Origin of the sequence: Kribbella sp. NBC_00709 (assembly GCF_036226565.1) — a bacterium.
Lineage (GTDB): Bacteria > Actinomycetota > Actinomycetes > Propionibacteriales > Kribbellaceae > Kribbella.
Genome location: NZ_CP108996.1, coordinates 7,521,862 through 7,541,642 on the forward strand (window position 1 = coordinate 7,521,862; position 19,781 = coordinate 7,541,642).

Here is a 19,781-nt window from a genome sequence, read left to right on the forward strand (position 1 = left end):
TGATCGGGGGGCGGGAAGATGGCTGAGCAGTATGTGGCTGCGGTGGATCAGGGGACGAACTCGACGCGGTGCATCCTGTTCGATCGGCGCGGGCGGTTGGTGTCGGTGGCGCAGCGGGAGCATCACCAGCTGTTCCCCCGGCCGGGCTGGGTCGAGCACGACGCCGGGGAGATCTGGAACAACGTCACCCGCGTGGTGCCGGCCGCGATCAAGCAGATCGGCGCCGTGCCGTCGCAGATCGTTGCCATCGGCATCGCGAACCAGCGCGAGACCAGCCTGCTGTGGGATCGCATCACCGGCCGGCCGATCGGGCACGCGGTGACGTGGCAGGACACCCGGACGGACCGGCTCGTCACCGAACTGGCCGGCTCCGAGGGCCCGGACCGGTTCGCGGAGCTGTGCGGTCTCCCGCTGACGACGTACTTCTCGGCGCCGCGGATCCGGTGGATGCTCGACCACACCCCCGGTCTGCGGCAGCGCGCCGAGCGCGGCGAGATCCTGTTCGGGACGATGGAGAGCTGGTTGATCTGGAACTTCACCGGCGGCGCGAACGGCGGACTGCATGCCACCGACGTGACCAACGCGAGCCGGACGATGTTGATGAACATCGAGACGCTCGAATGGGACGACAGGCTGCTCGAGGCGTTCAGCGTGCCGCGGGCGATCCTGCCGGAGATCCGGCCGTCGTCCGGCGTGTTCGGAACCGCGACCGAGGTGCTGCCCGGCGTACGGATCGGTGCGGCGCTCGGCGATCAGCAGGCCGCGCTGTTCGGGCAGACCTGCTTCAGCGCCGGTGAGGCGAAGTGCACGTACGGCACCGGGTCGTTCCTGCTGCTGCACACCGGGCAGGAGATCGTGCGGTCCAAGCACGGGATGCTGACCACGGTCGCGTACCAGATCGGCAACCACCCGGCGTCGTACGCGCTGGAAGGATCGATGGCGGTGACCGGGTCGCTGGTGCAGTGGTTCCGGGACGGGCTCGGGATGATCCACACCGCGGCCGAGATCGAGACGCTGGCGCGGACGGTCGAGGACAACGGCGGCGCGTACATCGTGCCTGCGTTCTCGGGGCTGTTCGCCCCGCACTGGCGCAGCGAGGCACGCGGCGTCATCGCCGGCCTGACCGGCTACATCACCAAGGGGCATCTGGCCCGCGCGGTCCTCGAAGCCACCGGCTTCCAGACCCTCGAGGTCGTGGACGCGATGAACGCCGACTCCGGTATCGCGCTGACCGCGCTGAAGGTCGACGGAGGTATGACGGCCAACAACCTGCTGATGCAGTTCCTGGCCGATCTGCTCGACGTTCGCGTCGTACGCCCGATGGTCACCGAAACGGTGTCCCTCGGTGCCGCGTACGCCGCCGGCCTGGCCGTCGGGTACTGGCCGGACCTGGAGGGCCTGCGCAGCAACTGGCACCGCGCCGGCCAGTGGATGCCCCACATGGATCCGGCCCGCCGCAAAACGGAGTACGCGAACTGGCAGGCCGCTGTCCAACGCACCTTCAACTGGATCCGCCCCGAGGACCAGGAACTCTAGTCCCCGGGGCGGTCCGTCACGCCGGCGAGACGATGTCCGGGGCTTCCAGGCGGACCTTGTCGGCGGACTCGTCGTCGGGCTGGTCCTGGGAGTCGCGTTCGGACTGGACGCGCTTGGTGTAGAACGAGACCTCTCGTTCGATCGTCGCCTCGTCCCAGCCGAGGATCGGGGCGACCAACCGGGCCGCTGCCTCGGCCGCGCCGACGCCGCGGTCCCAGGCCTCGATCGAGATCCGGGTCCGCCGGGCGAGGATGTCGTCCAGGTGACGTGCACCCTCGGCCTTGGCGCCGTACACGATCTCGGCCTTGAGGTAGTCCTGCGTGCCGGGCAGCTGCTCGCCCAGCGTCGGGTCCTCTTCGACGAGCGCCAGTACTTCGTCGATCAGCGCGCCGTACCGGTTCAGCAGGTGCTCGATCCGGGCCACGTGCAGGCCGGAGCGCTGCGCGATCAGGTGCCGCTGGTTCCACAGCGCGTGGTACCCGTCGGCGCCGACCAGTGGGATGTTCTTCGTGACGCTCTTCGGGACCCGGCCGTCGAGCGCGTCCGCCGCCGCGTCGATCGCGTCCTTGGCCATCACCCGGTACGTCGTGTACTTGCCGCCGGCAACAACCACCAGGCCGGGGGCCGCGTGCGCGACGACGTGCTCGCGGGACAGCTTCGACGTACTCTCCGACTCGCCGGCGAGCAGCGGCCGGAGCCCGGCGTACACGCCCTCGACGTCCTCACGGGTGAGCGGCGTGGTGAGTACGGCGTTGACGTGATCGAGCAGGTACTCGATGTCCTTGCTGGTCGCGGCCGGATGCGCCTTGTCCAGGTGCCAGTCGGTGTCCGTGGTGCCGATCAGCCAGTGCCGGCCCCACGGGATGATGAACAGCACCGACTTCTCGGTCCGCAGGATCATCCCCGTGCTCGACTGGATCCGGTCCTTCGGTACGACGAGGTGGATGCCCTTCGAGGCGCGGACGTGGTACTGCCCGCGCTCCCCCACCATCGCCTGGGTGTCGTCGGTCCAGACCCCAGTCGCGTTGACGACCTGCTTGGCGCGGACCTCGAACTCGCGGCCGCTCTCCAGGTCCTTCGCCTGTACGCCGGTGACTCGCTCGCCCTGCCGCAGGAAACCGGTGACCTTCACCCGGTTCGCCACGTGCGCGCCGTACGACGCGGCGGTCCGGGCGAGCTCCATCGTGTGCCGCGCGTCGTCGACCTGGGCGTCGTAGTACTGCAGCGCGCCGATCAGCGCGGACTTCTTCAGCGACGGCACCAACCGCATCGCACCGCGGCGGGTCAGGTGCCGGTGGAGCGGCAGGCCGGCGCCGTACCCCGAGCTGACCGCCATGCCGTCGTACAGCGCGACTCCGGAGCCGGCGTAGAACCGCTCCCACCAGCGGTGCTGGAGCGGGTAGAGGAACGGCACCGGCTTGACCAGGTGCGGTGCCAGGCGTTGCAGGAGCAGACCGCGCTCCTGCAACGCCTCATGCACGAGCCGGAAGTCGAGCATCTCCAGGTAGCGCAGGCCACCGTGGATCAGTTTGCTGGACCGGCTGGAGGTGCCGCTCGCGAAGTCACGAGCCTCCAGCAGTCCTGTCGTCAGGCCCCGGGTCGCGGCGTCGAGCGCCGACCCGGTGCCGACCACCCCGCCACCGATCACCAGGACGTCCAGTTCCCGTCCGTCGGCCATCGCGGCGATCGCGTCGGCCCTCGCTTGCGGTGACAGAGCCACTACGCCCACTGTGCTGTTCCTTCCGATTTCAGTTACCGGTGCTCGATCAGTCGACGTCGACCCAGTCAAGGGTGCGCTGGACGGCCTTCTGCCAGCCCGCGTAGCCCTTGGCCCGCTGCTCGTCGCTCCACTGCGGCTCCCACCGCTTGTCCTCGTTCCAGTTCTGCACCAACTCTTCCTTGGTCTTCCAGAACCCGACCGCCAGACCGGCCGCATACGCCGCGCCGAGCGCCGTGGTCTCCGCGACGACCGGCTTGCTCACCGGTACCCCGAGTACGTCGGCCTGCATCTGCATGGCCAGCTCGTTGGCCGTGACACCGCCGTCGACCTTGAGAACGTCGAGCGTCACACCCGAGTCCTTCTCCATCGCGTCGGACACGTCCTTGCTCTGGTAGCAGATCGCTTCCAGTGTTGCGCGGGCAAGGTGAGCGTTGGTGTTGAACCGCGAGAGCCCGACGATCGCCCCGCGTGCGTCGGACCGCCAGTACGGCGCGAACAGCCCCGAGAACGCGGGCACGAAGTACACGCCGCCGTTGTCCTCGACGGTCCGGGCCAGCGTCTCGATCTCACTCGCGCCGGAGATGATGCCGAGCTGGTCGCGCAGCCACTGCACCGCGGACCCGGTCACGGCGATGGAACCCTCCAGCGCGTAGACCGGCGCCTCGTCGCCGAACTTGTAGCACATCGTGCTGAGCAGGCCGGCCTTCGAGCGGACCAGCTCGGTGCCGGTGTTCAGCAGCATGAAGTTACCGGTGCCGTAGGTGTTCTTCGCCTCGCCCGGGTTGAAGCAGACCTGGCCGACGGTCGCCGCCTGCTGGTCACCGAGGTCACCCGTCAGCGGTACGACGCCACCCACCGGACCGTTCGCCAGCGTCTCGCCGTACGTGTTCGGGTCCGACGACGGGCGGATCTCCGGCAGCATCTGCCGCGGGATGTTGAAGAAGCTGATCAGCTCGTCGTCCCAGTCGAGGGTCTCGAGGTTCATCAGCATGGTCCGGCTGGCGTTCGTCACATCGGTGATGTGTACGCCGCCTTCGGTGCCGCCGGTCAGGTTCCACAGCAGCCAGGTGTCGGTGTTGCCGAAGACGGCGTCACCCGCCTCCGCGGCCGCACGGACACCGTCGACGTTCTCCAGGATCCACTGCACTTTGCCGGCCGAGAAGTACGTCGCCGGCGGCAGGCCGGCCTTCTGCCGGATCACGTCGCCCTTGCCTTCACGCTCCAGCGCGGAGGCGATCCGGTCGGTCCGGGTGTCCTGCCACACGATCGCGTTGTAGTACGGACGCCCGGTCTTGCGGTTCCACACCACTGCGGTCTCGCGCTGGTTGGTGATGCCGAGCGCCGCCAGGTCGCTGGCCTGCAGGTTGTTCGCGTTCAGCGCGGTCCGGATCACCGAGCTGGTCCGCTCCCAGATCTCCACCGGGTTGTGCTCGACCCAGCCCGCCTGCGGCAGGATCTGCTCGTGCTCCAGCTGGTGGATGCCCTTCACGTTGCCGGAGTGGTCGAAAATCATGAAACGGGTGCTCGTGGTGCCCTGATCGACGGCACCGACGAAGTCAGCCATGGAAAGTCCTCTCCTCACACAGGGGTGGTGTCATGCGCTCGTGTTCTCCTCCGGGATCCGCCCCGGTTCCTCGTCCTCGTCGGCGATCGGCAGGTTCCGGCCGACCAGCAGGTCGTACAGGAACGCGCCCAGCAGCGCGCCGAGGATCGGTGCCACGATCGGCACCCAGAAATAGACATCTCCCCACTGGTCCTTGAACGCGCCGCCGTACCCGGTCAGGAACGAGGCCAGCCGCGGTCCGAAGTCACGGGCCGGGTTGATCGCGTAGCCGGCGTTGGTGCCCCAGGCCATGCCGATGCCGACCACCGCGAGGCCGACGATGAACGGCGCCAGGTTCGCGGCCGGCGCGGTGTTGCGCAGGTCGGTGATGGCCAGGATCAGCAGCATCAGGATCGCCGTACCGATGATCTGGTCGCGGAAACCACCCCACAGATGGACCCCGAGGTCCGTGCTGCCGTTGCCCGGCAGCGTCGAGAACACGATCTGGCTCTTGCGGGTGAGCCCGGGGTCGAACTTGTTCAGTGCCTCGGTGTAGTTCCAGCGAACCACGAGCGCCGCCACGAACGCCCCGAGGAACTGCGCGATCGAATACGGCAGCACCTTCTTCCAGCTGAACCCGCGGAACGCCGCCAGAGCGATCGTCACCGCCGGGTTCAGATGCGCGCCGGTCATCCGGCCCGCGACGTAAATGCCCAGTGTCACGCCGAGACCCCAGGCCCACGCGATCGAGTCGTGGTCCCCGATCCCGCCTGCCACCACCTGCGCGACCACGCCGCAGCCGAACAGGATCAGGATGAACGTGCCCGCGAACTCCGCGGAACACTCCCCCAGAAGGGTCTTCGCTTTGACCGTCTCAGTCGTAGCCATACCGAACCTCCCTTCCCCGCCGTGACGACCACGGCTGGCTGGAATCTAGGAGCGATAACCAGGCGTGACAACGCCCGCCGTTCGACATTGTCGAACGCCGATCCTCGACCACCCGACTGCGACACACAGTAATCTCTTGCTCACTCAACGGAACGTGCCAACCGGTCGCCGGGGTTCGGCGTCTCGCCTGTGGGTCTTGTCGGATTCAGGAGGGGCTGGATGAGTGTTTCGCTGCTTGGGGGATGGTTCCCGGTGGGGCTCGAGGTGGTTGCGGCGGGGGTGCTGGTTGCGGCTGTGGGGTGGCGGGATCGGGCGTGGCGGTGGCGGGTGGTGCCGTTGGTGGTGGGTGGGGCCGCGTTGCTGACGCTGGTTGCGGCGTACCCGGGGGTCAAGGTGTTCGGGCTGGATGATCCGCTGCCGTTCTCGGTGTGGTTGTGGTTCGGGGCGGGGCTGGTGGCGTTGATCGTGCTGGCGGCGGGGTGGCGGAGTGCGCGGTGGTGGCGGCGGGGTACGGCGGTCGTCGCGGTAGCGCTCGCGGGCCTGGTGTGCGCGAACCAGATCAACCGGTTCGTGGGGTACTACCCGACGATCGACTCCGCGGTGAACGACTGGACCGACACGCCGCTGCCAGGTCAGGTCTCGATGTCCGGCCTGGCCCACACCGCCGGTACGGCGAAGCTGCCGCCGGCGGGGCGGCTGGTCGCGGTGAACATCCCAGCGACGTACAGCCATTTCAAGCACCGGCAGGAGCTGGTGTACCTGCCGCCGATCTGGTTCCACGGTGACCACCGGCCGGCGCTGCCCGTTGTCGAGCTGATCGGTGGAGAGCGGGGCGGCCCGGGCGACTGGGTGCGGCTCGGCAACGCCGTACAGGTGTCCGATGCGTACGCGCACCGCCACCACGGGTACGCGCCGATCCTCGTCTTCGTGGACGCGACCGAGCGGTTCGATAACGACACCGAGTGCGTCAACGGCCCGCGCGGGAACTCGGCGGACCATCTCGACCAGGACATCCCGCACTTCGTCGAGAAGATGTTCGGCGCCTCGCACGACCCGCGGCAGTGGGCCGTCGCCGGGTTCTCGATGGGCGGCACCTGCGCGCTCGACCTGGTCGTGGAGCACCCGGACGTGTTCGACCACTTCATCGACATCTCCGGCGACCTCGCGCCGTACACCACCACGCCGGCGGCCAGCCTGCACGACCTGTACGGCGGCGACGTGGCGCTCGAGAAGGCCAACGAACCGCTGCTCGTGATGCAGTCCCACGGGAGGTACACGAACGTGAACGGACTCTTCCTCACCAGCACCGAGGAGCTCCGCCACCAGCACGAGGCCGAGGAGCTGTCGAAGGCCGCCGCCAAGGCCGGGATCTGGTCCCGGGTCGAGATCTCCCCCGGCACCCACGTGTGGCAGTTCGCCGCCCCGGCGTTCGCCTCGGCCTATCCTTGGCTGGCGGACCAGCTCGCGAGTCCCGCGAGCCCACACCACGGAGCGAGGCACACGAAGACGGCGTGATCCAGACACTCCGACGACTCGGCATCGGCCTGATCGTTCTGACGTTCGTCAGCGCGATCACCAGTGCCGACACCGTCAGCGAAGTCCTCCGGCCGCAGCCGCAGGTTGCCGGTCAGGTCCGCGTCGTCGCCCTCGGCGACTCGGTGACCTCCGGCCACAACTGCGACTGCGCCGCGTTCCCCCAGATGTACGGCGACCTGCTCCACGACCGCTCCGGTGCACCTGTCGTCGTCAACAACCTAGGTGTCGCCGGCATCGACTCCAACGGGCTGCTGGAGCTGCTCGACCAGCGCAACTCCCCCGCCGAGCAGGCCACCGCCGCCGCCGGCGTCGTACTGCTGACCATCGGCGCGAACGACTTCGGCGACCACCACGACGACGTCACCAGCGGGCAGTGCACCGGCGACTGCGTGTCCGACGAGTTCGAGCAGCTCAACGTCAACCTGGACCGGATCCTCGACCGCATCCACGTCCTGCGCGCCAACCTCCCGACCACGATCCTGATGACCGGGTACTGGAACGTCTTCAAGGACGGGGACGTGGCCAAACGCCAGTACACCGCCAGCGGCCGGGTCGCCAGCGACCAGCTCACGGTCCGCACCAACGGCGCGATCGCCGCGGTGGCCCGCGCCAACGACGCGACGTACGTCGACATCTACACCCCGTTCGAGGACAGCACCGACATCACCGGGCTGCTCGCCTCCGACGGCGACCACCCGAACGCGGCCGGCCATGCCCTGATCGCCCGCACTCTCCTCGCCGCAACACCCAACCCTTTGCCGGCGTCCCAACGTCAGGGAGGGTAGATCGAACGAGGGGGGAACCGATGAGCTTCGCCGACTTCGCGACCAGCCGGCACGGCGCGCTCTATCGGTACGCCTACCTGCTGGCCGGCGATCGCGGCCTGGCGGAGGATCTGCTCCAGGAGGCCCTGGTCAAGACGTACGTCGGGTGGCACCGCCTGCGCGACCCGAACAACGCCGAGGCGTACACGCGCCGCGTCATCACCACGACCGCGATCGGCTGGTGGCGCCGCAAGTCGTGGCGGGCCGAGCTCCCCAACGACGACGTACCGGACCGGCCCACGGACCCTGACGACGTGACCGCACGAGTCTGGCTGTGGAACGAGCTGCAGAAACTCCCGCCTCGGCAACGGGCAGCGTTGGTGCTCCGGTACTACGAAGACCTCACCGAACCGCAGACCGCCGAGGTACTGGGCTGCAGCGTCGGGACCGTGAAGCGCCAGGTCTCGGACGCACTCAAGAAACTCCGGGCCCGCCTCGGGTCCGATGTCGTGCTGAAAGCAGGGATGACGGAATGACCGACCTCCTCCGGGACACCCTCGCCGAGCGTGCCGACGGCGCCGAACCGCCGCCCCTCGACCTCGACGCCATCGTTGCCACCGGCAACCGCCAGATCTCCCGCCGCCGTGCCCTGACCGTCCTCGGCGGCGCGGTCGCCACCGCAGCCGTCACTGTCGGCGGTGCGACCCTGATCCGGCCCCGCGAGCCGCGCCCGCAACCGGCCCGCCCCGCGCCGTTCACCGAGCGCCGCGCCGCAACCTTTGCGCTCGGCAACACCATTCACTACGGCGCCGACGTCATCCCGGTGGCGCCGAACCGGATCAATGCCTTCGTCCAGACCGACGCCGGCTTCGTGTTCCTTGACGCCGGCAACAACATCCACATCGCCGACCGCGCCGGGGTCCGTGGGCTCGGCAAGGGTGCGTGGAGCCTGACGGCCGACCACAGCGGCAGCTTGGTCGCCTGGAGCGAAGGATTCAACGACCACTACGAATCGGTCGTCTACGACGTCGCCGCCGGCCGCGAACTCGTCCGGACTCCGGTCGGCAACAAGATCCCGCCGGGCGCCAGCCTCGCCTACGGCCCGGAGATCGTCGCGATCGACGGCACCACGGCGTACTTCGGGACGCTCGACGGCCTGTACCGCTGGGACATCCCCACGAACAAGGGCGAGCTGATCGCCGACGTGTCACCGATCGCGGTCCGCACCGTGGTCGCCGGGCAGTTGGTCTACCAGCAACCGCTCTCGCAACCGCTCATGGGCCATACCCTGAAGGTCGGTCCCACCCTGACCAGCGGAACCAGGACGACGTTCAGCGGGCAGCAGGCGTTCCTGTCGCCCCGCGCGACGTACCTTGTGACGCAGCCGAACGACGCCCAGCCGGGCATCCAACCCGTCTGGGCGGACCTCCAGCTCTTCGGCGTGACCGCCGCAACCGGCGGTTCGCTGCCGCGCACCGCCTATCGGGGGTTCAGGTTCGGTCAGTGGCTCGACGACACGACCTTCACCGCGGCCGGAGTGCAATCAGGCTCCCGGACACAGGCCGTGGACCTGCTCACCCTGAACGCCGAGACCGGCGCGCACACCGTCGTCGCGCCGGAGTTCTCCACCTTCACCTTCAGTGCGACGGCGCCGCGTACGACGCCGTTCGCGCTGCCGACCGGTGCGCCGATCTACGACCTCTACTGATCGGTCTTCGCGGCCGGCGTGTCCGTTGCCTGGTTCTCCGGGAAGTGGCAGGCGGTCTGGTGGCCGGGGCCCAGCTCGACCAGCGGCGGCTCGACGGCCTTGCAGATGTCCTGAGCCTTCCAGCAGCGGGTGTGGAAGCGGCAGGCCGGCGGCGGCTTGATCGGGCTGGGAACGTCGCCCTGCAACCGGATGCGCTCCTGCTTGGCCTTCCGCTTGGTGTCCGGCACGGGGACCGCCGACAGCAGCGCGACCGTGTACGGGTGCATCGGCTTCTCGTACAGGTCGACGCGGTCGGCGAGCTCGACGATCTTGCCGAGGTACATCACCGCGACCCGGTCCGACACGTGCCGCACGACGGACAGGTCGTGCGCGATCATCACGTACGTCAGGTCGAACTCTTCCTGCAGGTCCTCCAGCAGGTTCACCACCTGGGCCTGGATCGACACGTCCAGCGCGGACACCGGCTCGTCGGCGACGATCAGCTTCGGCCGCAGCGCGAGCGTCCGGGCGATCCCGATCCGCTGCCGCTGACCGCCGGAGAACTCGTGCGGGTACCGGTTGTAGTGCTCCGGGCTCAGACCGACCAGCTCGAGCAGCTCCTGCACGGCCCGCTTCACGCCGTTCTCGGTCTTCACGTGCTGCAGGTGGTACGGCGCGCCGACGATCTTGCCGACCGTGTGCCGCGGGTTCAGCGAACCGTACGGATCCTGGAAGATCATCTGCACGTCGCGGCGCAGCGGTCGCATCTGGCCTTCGCTGAGGTGACTGATGTCGCGTCCCTCGAAGACGATGGTGCCCGCGGTCGGCTCCAGCAGCCGGGTGAGCAGGCGGCCGGTGGTGGTCTTGCCGCAGCCGGACTCACCCACCAGCGACAGCGTCTCGCCCCGGGTCACCTTGAAGCTCAGGCCGTCGACCGCCTGGACCGCACCGGTCTGGCGCTGCAGCACACCCTTGCGGATCGGGAAGTGCTTGACGAGTCCTTCGACCGACAGGATCTCCTCGCCGATCGCGGGGACGGCGGGAGTCGGTTCGGCGTCAGTAGTGGTCACAGTCGTCCCGTTCACAGCTTCGGCTTGATGTCGGTCTCCCACGCCTTCTGGCGTTCTTGCGGGGAGAGGTGGCAGGCGACCATGTGGCCGTCGCCGGTGTCGAGCAGTTCCGGTCGTTCCGTCTCGCTGGCGCCGCCGTTCAGGTGCGCGTAGTTGCAGCGCGGGTTGAAGGCACAGCCCTTCGGCACGTTGATCAGGCTCGGCGGGGTGCCCTTGATCGGGATCAGCCGCTCGGAGCGCTCCCGGTCGATCCGCGGCATCGATCCGAGCAGACCCCAGGTGTAGGGGTGCTGCGGACGGTCGAAGATGTCCTCCGCGGTGCTGTACTCGACCGCGCGGCCGGCGTACATCACCTGGATGTCGTCGGCCAGCTCGGCGACCACGCCGAGGTCGTGGGTGATGATGACGACGGCCGAGTTGAACTCGCGCTGCAGGTCCCGGATCAGGTCCAGGATCTGCGCCTGCACGGTGACGTCGAGGGCCGTGGTCGGCTCGTCGGCGATCAGCAGGTCGGGGTCGCAGGACAGCGCCATCGCGATCATCGCGCGCTGCCGCATCCCACCAGAGAACTGGTGCGGGTACGCGTCCACGCGCCGGTCCGGCTGCGGGATGCCGACCCGGTCGAGCATCTCGATCGCATGCTTGCGCGCGACCTGCTTGCTGACGTGGTTGTGCACCCGGTACGCCTCGATGATCTGGTGCCCGACCGTGTAGAACGGGTGCATCGCGGACAGCGGATCCTGGAAGATCATCGCCATCCGCTTGCCGCGCATCAACCGGACCTCTTCCCGGCTCGCCGAGACCAGGTCCTGGCCGTCCAGGAAGATCTCGCCGCTGATCTTGGCCACACCCGGCGGGTGCAGGCCCATGATCGACAGACTCGTCACGCTCTTGCCGGAGCCCGACTCCCCCACGATGCCGAGGGTCTTACCGCGCTCGAGCTTGAACGAGATCCCGTCGACGGACTTCACCACCCCGTCGTCGGTCGGGAAGTGCACCTTCAGGTCGCGGACGTCGAGGAACGCCTCGCCGCGTGGAACCCGCTGTACGGTGTCCTGCGGCTGGCTCAGGTCTTGAGGCTCGGTCACGAGATCCGCACTCTCGGGTCGACGACGGCGTACAGCAGGTCAACGACCAGGTTGGCCAGCACGATGAAGAACGCGGCCACCAGGGTCACGCCGAGCACCTTCGGCAGGTCGTTGGCGCGCAGGGCGATGACGGCGTACTGACCGATGCCCGGCAGCGAGAACGTGGTCTCGGTCAGGATCGCGCCGCCCATCAGCAGACCGAGGTCGAGGCCGAAGATCGTCAGGATCGGCGTCAGCGCGGACCGCAGCCCGTGCTTGATCACCACGTCCCGCTCGGTCAGCCCCTTGGCCCGCGCGGTCCGGACGTAGTCCTCGTTCATCGTCTCGAGCATGCCGGCCCGGGTGAGTCGCGCGTACGCCGCGGCGTACAGGAAGGCCAGCGTCACCCACGGAAGGATCAGGTCGTAGGCCCACCACAACGGGTTTGTCTCGTCGAGCGGGTTGACACCGCCCTGCTGTGTCCAGCCGAGGCCGTAGCTGAAGACCGACAGCGACAACAGGCCGGTGAAGAAGATCGGCAACGAGACACCAGCCAGCGCCACCGACATGAGTGATCGGTCCAGCACCGACCCACGTCTGAGTGCCGAGACGATACCGGTGCCGACGCCGGTGATGAGCCAGATGAAGGCCGCACCGCCGGCCAGCGACGCGGTCACCGGTATTCGCGAGACCAGATCCGGCCAGACCGGCTGCTGGGTCAGGAACGAGTAGCCGAAGCACGGAGCCGGGCAGCGCTCGGTCCCGGTGCCGTAGTTGTAGTCCTGGCCGACCACGAGGCCTTTCACGAATCGGCCGTACTGCACGTAGAGAGGGTCGGTGAAGCCGAGCCGGACCGCCGTGTTGTGGATCTGCTCCTGCCCCGCGCTCTTGCCGACGTAGCGGCCGGCCAGGTCGTCGGCGGTAGCACCGCCGAGTCTCGGAACGAGGAAGAAGATCGAGAACGTGACGGCCGTGACGATGAAGAGCAGGATTACTGCTCCGATCACCCGGCGGACAAGATATGCGAACACCGTGCTCGGCGTGGTGGCCGGCGATCATCGCTGATCACCGGCCACCCTCAGCCTTCACCTACCTCTACTGGTGATTGTTGGTCAGGGCAACTGACTGCCGGCTACTTCTGCGCCAGTCCGATGCTGGCGTAGTCGTACATGTTCTGACCGTCGTTGCTGAACACGTTCGCGAGCGTGTCCGGGCGGTACAGCAGGCCCTTGGCCCAGACGCCCGGCAGTACGCCGGCCTGCTCCATGACCTTCTTGTCGACGTCCACCCAGATCTGGTTACGCGCGGTGTCGTCGGTGGTGGCCAGCGCCTTGTCGATGAGCTGGTCGACCTCCGGGATCCGGATGCCCAGGTTGGTGTTACCACCGGTCGCCCGGATGACCCGGCTGTCCACGATCTGGCTGAGGAAGCCGAAGCCGTCCGGCCAGTCCGCACCCCAGCTGTAGACGATCATGCCCAGGCCGTTGGCCTTCGCGTAGTCCGGCTTGCCGGCGTACAGCTTGGTGTAGTCACCGGTCGGGTAGCCCTTCGGCGTCAGCTTGATGCCGACCTTGGCCAGCGACTGCTGCAGCGACTCGGCGACGGCCTTCTCCTTCGGCCGGTCCGCACGGTAGGCGATGTTGGTGCTGAAGCCGGCCGGCATACCGCACGCCGTCAGCGCTTCCTTCGCCTTCGTCGGGTTGCCGTTCTTGTCCGCCTCGAAGCCGTAGTCGTCGAACTTCTGCGCACCCGCGACAGACGGCGGCATCAGGTTCGTCGCGATGTCGCCGCCGAACGGACCGCCGTACGCGCGCTGGTAGCCCTCGTGGTCGGCGGCGTACAGGACCGCCTTGCGGCAGTTCACGTTGTCGAACGGCTTGACCTGGCTGTTGAACACGGTGAAGTTCAGCCGCGTCGACAGCACGCTGTCGGTGTGCGCCTTCAGCTTCGGGTCCGCCAGCACCTTGGCCTGGGTCTCGGCCTGCACACCGGTACCGGCGATGTCGACGTCGAGGTCACCGGCCTGCAGCCGGTTGTCGATGTCGGCGCCGTTCACGTTGTACGCGACGGTGATCTTGTCCGGCAGCGCCTTGCGGCCCGAGTCCGGGTCGGTCGACGGGTCGTACTGATCGTTGCGGACCAGGGTGAAGCCCTTGTTCGCGTCGTTGCTCTCGAACTTGTAGGGGCCGGTCGCGATCGGGTGCAACTGGTACTTCGTGCCGTTGTCCTTGGCCTGCGGGACCGGCGCGGTCGACGGCAGCTGTGCGAAGTAGTCGAAGCCGGCGAACGTCTTGTTCAGGTGGAAGACGATCGTGTAGTCGTCCGGCGTCGTCATTGCCTTGGACAACTGCGCCATCTGCGGGTCCTTGGCGACGCTGTAGTCCTTCGGCACGCCCTCGAGGAAGTCGTTGAAGTACGTCGGGCCGTTCGGCAGCGTGGCCTTGTCCAGGGACCGGGCGACGCCGTACATGACGTCCTTGGCCTTGACCTCGGTGCCGTCCTCGAACTTGATGCCCTTACGGATGTGGTACGTCCAGGTCTTCGCGTTGTCGCTCGGCTCGCCCGGCTTCTCGGCGAGGTCCGGGACGACCTTTCCGCCTTCCTTGCCCGGAGCCGACTTGAAGGTCATCAGCGGGCGGACGTAGTTCCGCACGAGGTTCCAGGACAGTCCGTAATAGGTGTCACCGGGGTCAGTGGAGTCCCACTTCTCGGTGATCGCCATCCGGAGCGTGCCGCCCTTTTTGTCGCTCGGGTTGAAGATCTTCCCGTTGGCCGCGTCGAACTCGGGCGTTGCCGAGCTTGTGCCGCCACCCGACCCTCCGGAGGAAGCCTTCGGTCCCCCGCAGGCCACCAGGCTCAAGGCGACGGCCGCACTGACGGCGGTGACCGTCGTGATGCGATTCCATCTCATCTCTTGTTGCACCCCTTCAATCGTTGAGAGCCAGGCTCCCTGGTTGATGCGAAACGCCTACCGGGATCGCGGGTCGAGCGCGTCGCGCAATCCGTCACCGAACAGGTTGAACGCCAGCACGGTGACGAAGATCGCCAAACCGGGCGGAATCATGTACATCGGGTCGACCTGGTACCAGTTCGCCGCGCCGGAGAGCATGTCGCCCCAGCTCGCCGTCGGCGGGCGCACACCGACACCCAGGTAGGAAAGTCCGGCCTCGAACAGGACGTTGGTCGGAATCAGCAGCGTCGCGTAGACCAGGATCGGCGCGATCAGGTTCGGCAGCAGTTCGGTGAACAGGATGTACGGCCGTCGCGCGCCGAGGCTCCGGGCCGCGTCGACGAACTCACGCTCCCGCAACGACAGCGTCTGACCCCGGATGATCCGGCCGATGTACGGCCAGCTGAAGAAGCCGATGATGAAGACGATCAGCGCGACGCGCAGCGAGTCGCCCTGCAGCCCGAACATCTTGTCCGGGATCGCGCCGACGAGCGCCAGCGCGAACAGCACCAGGGGGAAGGCCAGGAAGATGTCCATCAGCCGGCTGATCAGGGTGTCCACCCAACCGCCGAAGTAGCCGGCGACGATGCCCAGCACGACGCCGATCACGACCGACAGCAGGGTCGCCAGAAAGGCGATCAGCAGCGAGATGCGGGCGCCGTACACGATCCGCGCGAAGATGTCCCGGCCGTTGACCGGCTCGACCCCGAACGGGTGGTCCCAGCTGACACCGCCGAGCTTGCCGATCGGCGTCTGCAGCGACGGGTCCACCAGATCCTGGTGGAAGTCGTTCGGGGTGACCCCGACCAGTTTGCAGATGAGCGGCGCGAAGATTCCGACCAGGATCAGCAGGAGCACGAAGGCGCCGCCGGCCAACGCGACCTTGTCGCGCTTCAGCCGCATCCAGGAGATCTGCCACAGCGACCTGCCCTCGATCTTGCCGGCACCCTCGAGAATCGCCTCCGGCTTGGCCGACGATGCTCCGGGCTCGACCTCGAGTGGCGTGCTCACGCGATAGGCCCCCCTGACTGGTTCGGTTTGAACAGGAACGAAATCCCGTATGGCTGCGGCCTTAACCTGCCGCCATTACAGCCCGGAGTCAAACGCGGAAAGTGCTGCGTTGCCCGATCGTGATCGTCAGGAAATCGTCCCGTATCGTGGACGATCCGCAGTAAACCACGGTGTCGCACCCACGGTCGCCAGGGCCTCGCCAACCGTTACTGCCATGGCATTTTTGTGTCAGTGCCGAGATCAAGGCCGAGATCAGGGCCGAGATCTGGCCGAGATCAGCGCCGTAATCCGGAGAGATACAGGTACGACAGCGGATCCACGGCGGCCTGGACGTTCTGGATGTCGTTGTGGGCGACCACCGCGACCCGGCCCTGCCAGGTCGGGATCACCGGCACCTCTCGCGCGATCACACTCTGTAGCTGTCCGATCAGCTCGTCCCGCTTCAGACCGTTCTGCTCGGTCCGTTCCTGCTGCAGCAGCTTCGTGGCCGCGGTCGAGCGGTACCCGTTCTGGAACGGCACGTCGGTCACGAACGGCGCGACGTAGTCGTCGGCATCCGGGTACTCCGGGATCCACGCGGACTGGTACAGGTCGTACGCCCCGGCCTTCGTCAGCTGCTGGTACTGCGGCCACTCCGCACTCCGCAGGGTCACCCGGAACAACCCCGACGCCTCCAGCTGACGCTTCAGCTCGAGCACTTCGGCCTTCGCGCCGGCGCCGTACTGCGTCGGCGTCCAGCCGACCGTGAGCGGGACCGGCGCGGCGATGTTCGCCGCCTTGAGGATCGCCGCGGCCGCCACCTTGCTCGGCTGCCGGTACTCCGTCTTGAACGCGTCGGCCTGGCCGCCGAACCCGGGCGGCACCACGGAGTACAGCGGCGACACGTGCTCGCCGTACGCCTTCTTCGCGATCGCCGGGCGGTCGATCAGCTGCGCGACCGCCTGCCGGACCGCGGGCTTGCGGGACATCAGGGACTTCATCTGGAACGCGAAGAACCGGATCTCCGCGGAGTTCGTCTCGATCACCTGGACCTGGTCGGACTTGCGCAGCTTGTCCAGCAGGCTGGGACCGAACCCGTGGAAGGCGAGGTCCGCTTTGCCGGTGGTGACGGCCTGGTAGAGCGCGGTCGAGTCCTTCAGCACGCTGATCGTGACGCCGTCGTTCTGCGCCGCGCGCGGCCCGTGGTACCCGGCGAACTTGGCGAGCGTGAGCTCCGCGCCGGGTTTGTACGCCGCGAGCTGGTACGGCCCGCTGCCGATCGCCTTCGTGTCGAGCAGCTTGTTCGCCGGGTACGACTGCTCGTCGACGATCGACGCGGCGGTCGTGGTCAGCAGGTAGGGCAGCCGGGCGTCGGGGCTGGTCAGGTTGAACACCGCGGTCAGGTCGTCCGGCGTACTCACCGACTTCACCGACGAGAACAGCGGCGCCGCTCCCCCGGGCGTCTTCAACCTCACCAGCCGGTCGAAGCTGAACTTCACGTCCGACGAGGTCAACTCGTGCCCGTTCGGGAAGGTCAGGTGCTCCTTGAGACTGCACGTATAGGTCGTCGGCGAGTCGAACTGGCAGTCCGCCGCGTCCGGCACCGGGGTCGGCTTGTCGGGCAGGATCGTGAGCAGCGTCTGGTACAGGTTCGCCTGGACGGTGCGCGAGCCGACGTCGTACGGGCCGGCCGGGTCCAGCGAGGAGATCGAGTCCGTGGTCGCCAGCCGCAGCAGCATCAGCTTCGGCGAGGACTCACCGGGGTGTGGCGCATTGTCGTCCGGCTGGCCACAGGCAGCCAGGGACACCCCCAGCGCACCAACAGCCACGGCCGCCGACATCCGGCGCACCCACTCGCTCACCGTCTCACCCTTCCCCAGCCATTACCCCGAACAACGCCCCCGCGGGCAGTAAGTGACGGTAGCTCGTCAACGGAGCAGGGAGCGCAGGGACTCCGGGGTGAGCGGTTCGAGCGACTTCACCACGAGCCGGCGTGACGCCTCCGGGATCGTGATCCACTGCGGTACGGCGACGACGTACGCGCCGGCCGCCGTGCCGGCCTGGGTGCCGGTCATCGAGTCCTCGATCACCACGCAGTTCGCCGGGTCGACGCCGAGCTTGGCGGCCGCGGTCAGGTACGGCTCGGGGTTCGGCTTGCCCAGCGTCACCTCGTCACCGGCGACGATCACGTCGAACGGATCCGGCGGCAGGTGCAGCAGCACGGCGTCGATCATCTGCCGGTACGACGCCGAGACCAGCGCGCACGGCACGTCGTCCTTGCGCAGTGCCAGCAGCAGCTCGAGCGCGCCGGGCTGGAACGTGACGTCCTTGCGCAGCGCCTCGATGACCGCGGAGAACATCCGGTCGGCCAGCTCCTCGGCGGCGATCACGCCCGCGGGGATCCGCGCCATCCAGACCTGGACGGCATCGCGCAGGTCGCTGCCGATCAAGGTCATGCAGTCCTCGATCGTCCAGGTCGCGCCGAGTTCGGCCAGCAGCTCCAGCTGCACCTCCGCCCAGACCTTCTCGGAGTCGACCAACGTCCCGTCCATGTCCCACAGCACCGCTTGCAGGGCCGGCAACTACCGCTCCTCACACGTCGTCGATGGCCGTCTCCATCGATCAGCTCGCCTCCATTCTCTCTGGTCACCCCAGGTCCGGACATTTCGGGTCTCACCGACACGTTCCGCTGGGCGTGAAACCGGGCACATGGCCCGGCCGGAACACGTAGGCTGGCAGTCCGGTTCCGGCGACCCCGCCGGATTTGGCTACACAGACGACAGGGGGCCTGCGAGTGGTTGACCTCGCGAACCTGAGGGACCCGGTCGTGATCGCCGCGTTCGAAGGCTGGAACGACGCGGCCGAGGCGGCCACCGGAGCGGTCGACCATCTCGTCGACGAGTGGGACGCGGAGCTCGTCACGGCGATCGACCCCGAGGACTACTACGACTTCCAGGTGAACCGGCCTCAGGTCGGCCTCGACGAGGACGGCGTCCGGCGGCTGACCTGGCCGACCACCCGGATCTACCTGGCCCGGCCCGACGACACCGGCCGCGACGTGCTGCTGATCCGCGGCATCGAGCCGAACATGCGCTGGCGTGCGTTCTCCCGCGAGCTGCTCGAGATCGTCGACGAGTCCAACGCGCAGATCGTCGTCGTGCTCGGCGCGCTGCTCGCGGACTCGCCGCACACCCGGCCGATCCCGGTCTCCGCGACGTCTTCCGACCCGGAGCTGACCGCGTCGTGGAGCCTGGAGGCGTCCACGTACGAAGGCCCCACCGGCATCACCGGCGTGTTCGCGGATCTGTGCACCACACTCGGCGTCCCGTCGGTCTCGATCTGGTCCGCGATCCCGCACTACATCGCCGGCACGCCCTGCCCGAAGGCCTCGCTCGCGTTGCTCGGCAAGATCGAGGCGCTGCTGGACCTGGCGATCCCCGAGGGCGACCTGCCGGAGCTGTCCCGGGCCTGGCAGCGCGGCGCGGACGAGCTCAGCGAAGAGGACCCCGAGGTCGCGGAGTACGTGCAGTCGCTCGAGGAGCAGCGCGACACCGCCGACCTCCCGGAGGCCACCGGCGAGGCGATCGCGGCGGAGTTCGAGCGCTACCTCAGGCGGCGCAACAAGAACCACCCGAGCGACTAGGGCATTTCGCGCGACGCGGTGGTGATGACGTCGTCGAGGACCGCTCGCGAGGTGGCGAGGTCGGCGATCATCTGGTCGATGCGGTCCCGTTCGGCGGTCAGCTCGATGACCAGCTCGGGCGTGGCCCGCTCGTTCGGGCCGCCGTCCGGGTCCCGCATGCAGGGCAGCAGTTCGGCGATCTTCTTGCTGTGCAGCCCGGCCGCGAACAGCTCCTGGATCAGGATCACCCGGTCGACGGCGCGCTCGGCGTACTCACGCTGGCCGCCGGTCGTCCGCTCCGACACGAGCAGTCCCTGCGCCTCGTAGTACCGCAGCGACCGCACACTGACGCCGGTCCGCTCGGCCAGCTCCCCGATCCGCACAGCGCCTCCCGGACTTGAACCTGAC

17 protein-coding genes are annotated in these 19,781 nt (G+C 68.0%); 6 read left to right on the top strand and 11 right to left on the bottom strand.

Annotated features, from left to right (window positions below; genetic code table 11):
* Window positions 1-18: 18 nt before the first annotated feature.
* Window positions 19-1,536: a glycerol kinase GlpK gene (gene glpK, locus OHA18_RS36750; protein ID WP_328999982.1), complete on the top strand. Its 1,518-nt coding sequence runs from the start codon at window positions 19-21 to the stop codon at window positions 1,534-1,536.
* A 16-nt stretch (window positions 1,537-1,552) separates the two neighbouring features.
* Here glpK (OHA18_RS36750) and OHA18_RS36755 read toward each other — a convergent pair whose 3' ends face one another.
* The 3 genes from OHA18_RS36755 to OHA18_RS36765 are packed head-to-tail and all read right to left on the bottom strand — an operon-like array spanning window position 1,553 to window position 5,687.
* Window positions 1,553-3,265: a glycerol-3-phosphate dehydrogenase/oxidase gene (locus OHA18_RS36755; RefSeq protein WP_328999983.1), complete on the bottom strand. Its 1,713-nt coding sequence runs from the start codon at window positions 3,263-3,265 to the stop codon at window positions 1,553-1,555.
* A 37-nt stretch (window positions 3,266-3,302) separates the two neighbouring features.
* Complete coding sequence (gene glpK, locus OHA18_RS36760; protein ID WP_328999984.1) at window positions 3,303-4,820, bottom strand: glycerol kinase GlpK; 1,518 nt, start codon at window positions 4,818-4,820, stop codon at window positions 3,303-3,305.
* Between the two features lie 30 nt (window positions 4,821-4,850).
* Complete coding sequence (locus OHA18_RS36765) at window positions 4,851-5,687, bottom strand: MIP/aquaporin family protein (RefSeq protein ID WP_328999985.1); 837 nt, start codon at window positions 5,685-5,687, stop codon at window positions 4,851-4,853.
* 219 nt (window positions 5,688-5,906) lie between these two features.
* Between OHA18_RS36765 and OHA18_RS36770 the strand changes: the two genes are divergently transcribed.
* The 4 genes from OHA18_RS36770 to OHA18_RS36785 are packed head-to-tail and all read left to right on the top strand — an operon-like array spanning window position 5,907 to window position 9,695.
* Window positions 5,907-7,202 (top strand): alpha/beta hydrolase, encoded by a 1,296-nt coding sequence (locus tag OHA18_RS36770; RefSeq protein WP_328999986.1) that lies wholly within the window; start codon window positions 5,907-5,909, stop codon window positions 7,200-7,202.
* Window positions 7,199-8,008: an SGNH/GDSL hydrolase family protein gene (locus OHA18_RS36775; RefSeq protein ID WP_328999987.1), complete on the top strand. Its 810-nt coding sequence runs from the start codon at window positions 7,199-7,201 to the stop codon at window positions 8,006-8,008. Before OHA18_RS36770 ends, OHA18_RS36775 begins: the two co-directional genes overlap by 4 nt.
* Before the next feature lie 20 nt (window positions 8,009-8,028).
* Window positions 8,029-8,523, top strand: a complete 495-nt coding sequence (locus OHA18_RS36780) for a SigE family RNA polymerase sigma factor (RefSeq protein ID WP_328999988.1) — start codon at window positions 8,029-8,031, stop codon at window positions 8,521-8,523.
* A complete protein-coding gene (locus OHA18_RS36785; protein WP_328999989.1) occupies window positions 8,520-9,695 on the top strand; it encodes a hypothetical protein in 1,176 nt (391 codons plus the stop codon). The genes OHA18_RS36780 and OHA18_RS36785 overlap by 4 nt, the downstream gene beginning before the upstream one ends.
* Here the strand turns inward: OHA18_RS36785 and OHA18_RS36790 are convergent.
* The 7 genes from OHA18_RS36790 to OHA18_RS36820 form a co-directional block, all read right to left on the bottom strand.
* Window positions 9,689-10,744 carry an ABC transporter ATP-binding protein gene (locus OHA18_RS36790; RefSeq protein WP_328999990.1) on the bottom strand — a complete coding sequence of 352 codons (1,056 nt, stop codon included), beginning with the start codon at window positions 10,742-10,744 and terminating at the stop codon, window positions 9,689-9,691. The two genes, OHA18_RS36785 and OHA18_RS36790, sit on opposite strands and share 7 nt — an antisense overlap.
* Before the next feature lie 11 nt (window positions 10,745-10,755).
* Window positions 10,756-11,814 carry an ABC transporter ATP-binding protein gene (locus OHA18_RS36795; protein ID WP_329006197.1) on the bottom strand — a complete coding sequence of 353 codons (1,059 nt, stop codon included), beginning with the start codon at window positions 11,812-11,814 and terminating at the stop codon, window positions 10,756-10,758.
* A gap of 14 nt (window positions 11,815-11,828) precedes the next feature.
* Window positions 11,829-12,842: an ABC transporter permease gene (locus OHA18_RS36800; RefSeq protein ID WP_328999991.1), complete on the bottom strand. Its 1,014-nt coding sequence runs from the start codon at window positions 12,840-12,842 to the stop codon at window positions 11,829-11,831.
* A gap of 101 nt (window positions 12,843-12,943) precedes the next feature.
* On the bottom strand, window positions 12,944-14,722 hold the full coding sequence (locus tag OHA18_RS36805) for an ABC transporter substrate-binding protein (protein WP_328999992.1): 1,779 nt from the start codon (window positions 14,720-14,722) through the stop codon (window positions 12,944-12,946).
* Window positions 14,723-14,779: 57 nt separating this feature from the next.
* Window positions 14,780-15,772 (bottom strand): ABC transporter permease, encoded by a 993-nt coding sequence (locus OHA18_RS36810; RefSeq protein ID WP_328999993.1) that lies wholly within the window; start codon window positions 15,770-15,772, stop codon window positions 14,780-14,782.
* A gap of 275 nt (window positions 15,773-16,047) precedes the next feature.
* Window positions 16,048-17,613, bottom strand: a complete 1,566-nt coding sequence (locus OHA18_RS36815) for an ABC transporter substrate-binding protein (protein WP_328999994.1) — start codon at window positions 17,611-17,613, stop codon at window positions 16,048-16,050.
* A gap of 66 nt (window positions 17,614-17,679) precedes the next feature.
* Window positions 17,680-18,333, bottom strand: coding sequence for an HAD family hydrolase (locus OHA18_RS36820; RefSeq protein ID WP_328999995.1), 654 nt, complete (start codon window positions 18,331-18,333; stop codon window positions 17,680-17,682).
* A 212-nt stretch (window positions 18,334-18,545) separates the two neighbouring features.
* On the opposite strand from OHA18_RS36820, the gene OHA18_RS36825 reads away from it, so the two are divergent.
* Window positions 18,546-19,394, top strand: coding sequence for a PAC2 family protein (locus OHA18_RS36825; protein WP_130448409.1), 849 nt, complete (start codon window positions 18,546-18,548; stop codon window positions 19,392-19,394).
* Here OHA18_RS36825 and OHA18_RS36830 read toward each other — a convergent pair.
* On the bottom strand, window positions 19,391-19,756 hold the full coding sequence (locus OHA18_RS36830; RefSeq protein WP_328999996.1) for a MerR family transcriptional regulator: 366 nt from the start codon (window positions 19,754-19,756) through the stop codon (window positions 19,391-19,393). The genes OHA18_RS36825 and OHA18_RS36830 overlap by 4 nt on opposite strands.
* Window positions 19,757-19,781 lie beyond the last annotated feature (25 nt).

What these genes read in the sequence shown, in the direction of transcription:
- OHA18_RS36805 (WP_328999992.1), bottom strand. Translation starts at nt 14,722, where the DNA reads ATGAGATGGAATCGCATCACGACGGTCACCGCCGTCAGTGCGGCCGTC.
- OHA18_RS36780 (WP_328999988.1), top strand. Translation starts at nt 8,029, where the DNA reads ATGAGCTTCGCCGACTTCGCGACCAGCCGGCACGGCGCGCTCTATCGG.
- OHA18_RS36785 (WP_328999989.1), top strand. Translation starts at nt 8,520, where the DNA reads ATGACCGACCTCCTCCGGGACACCCTCGCCGAGCGTGCCGACGGCGCC.
- glpK (WP_328999984.1), bottom strand. Translation starts at nt 4,820, where the DNA reads ATGGCTGACTTCGTCGGTGCCGTCGATCAGGGCACCACGAGCACCCGT.
- glpK (WP_328999982.1), top strand. Translation starts at nt 19, where the DNA reads ATGGCTGAGCAGTATGTGGCTGCGGTGGATCAGGGGACGAACTCGACG.
- OHA18_RS36765 (WP_328999985.1), bottom strand. Translation starts at nt 5,687, where the DNA reads ATGGCTACGACTGAGACGGTCAAAGCGAAGACCCTTCTGGGGGAGTGT.
- OHA18_RS36770 (WP_328999986.1), top strand. Translation starts at nt 5,907, where the DNA reads ATGAGTGTTTCGCTGCTTGGGGGATGGTTCCCGGTGGGGCTCGAGGTG.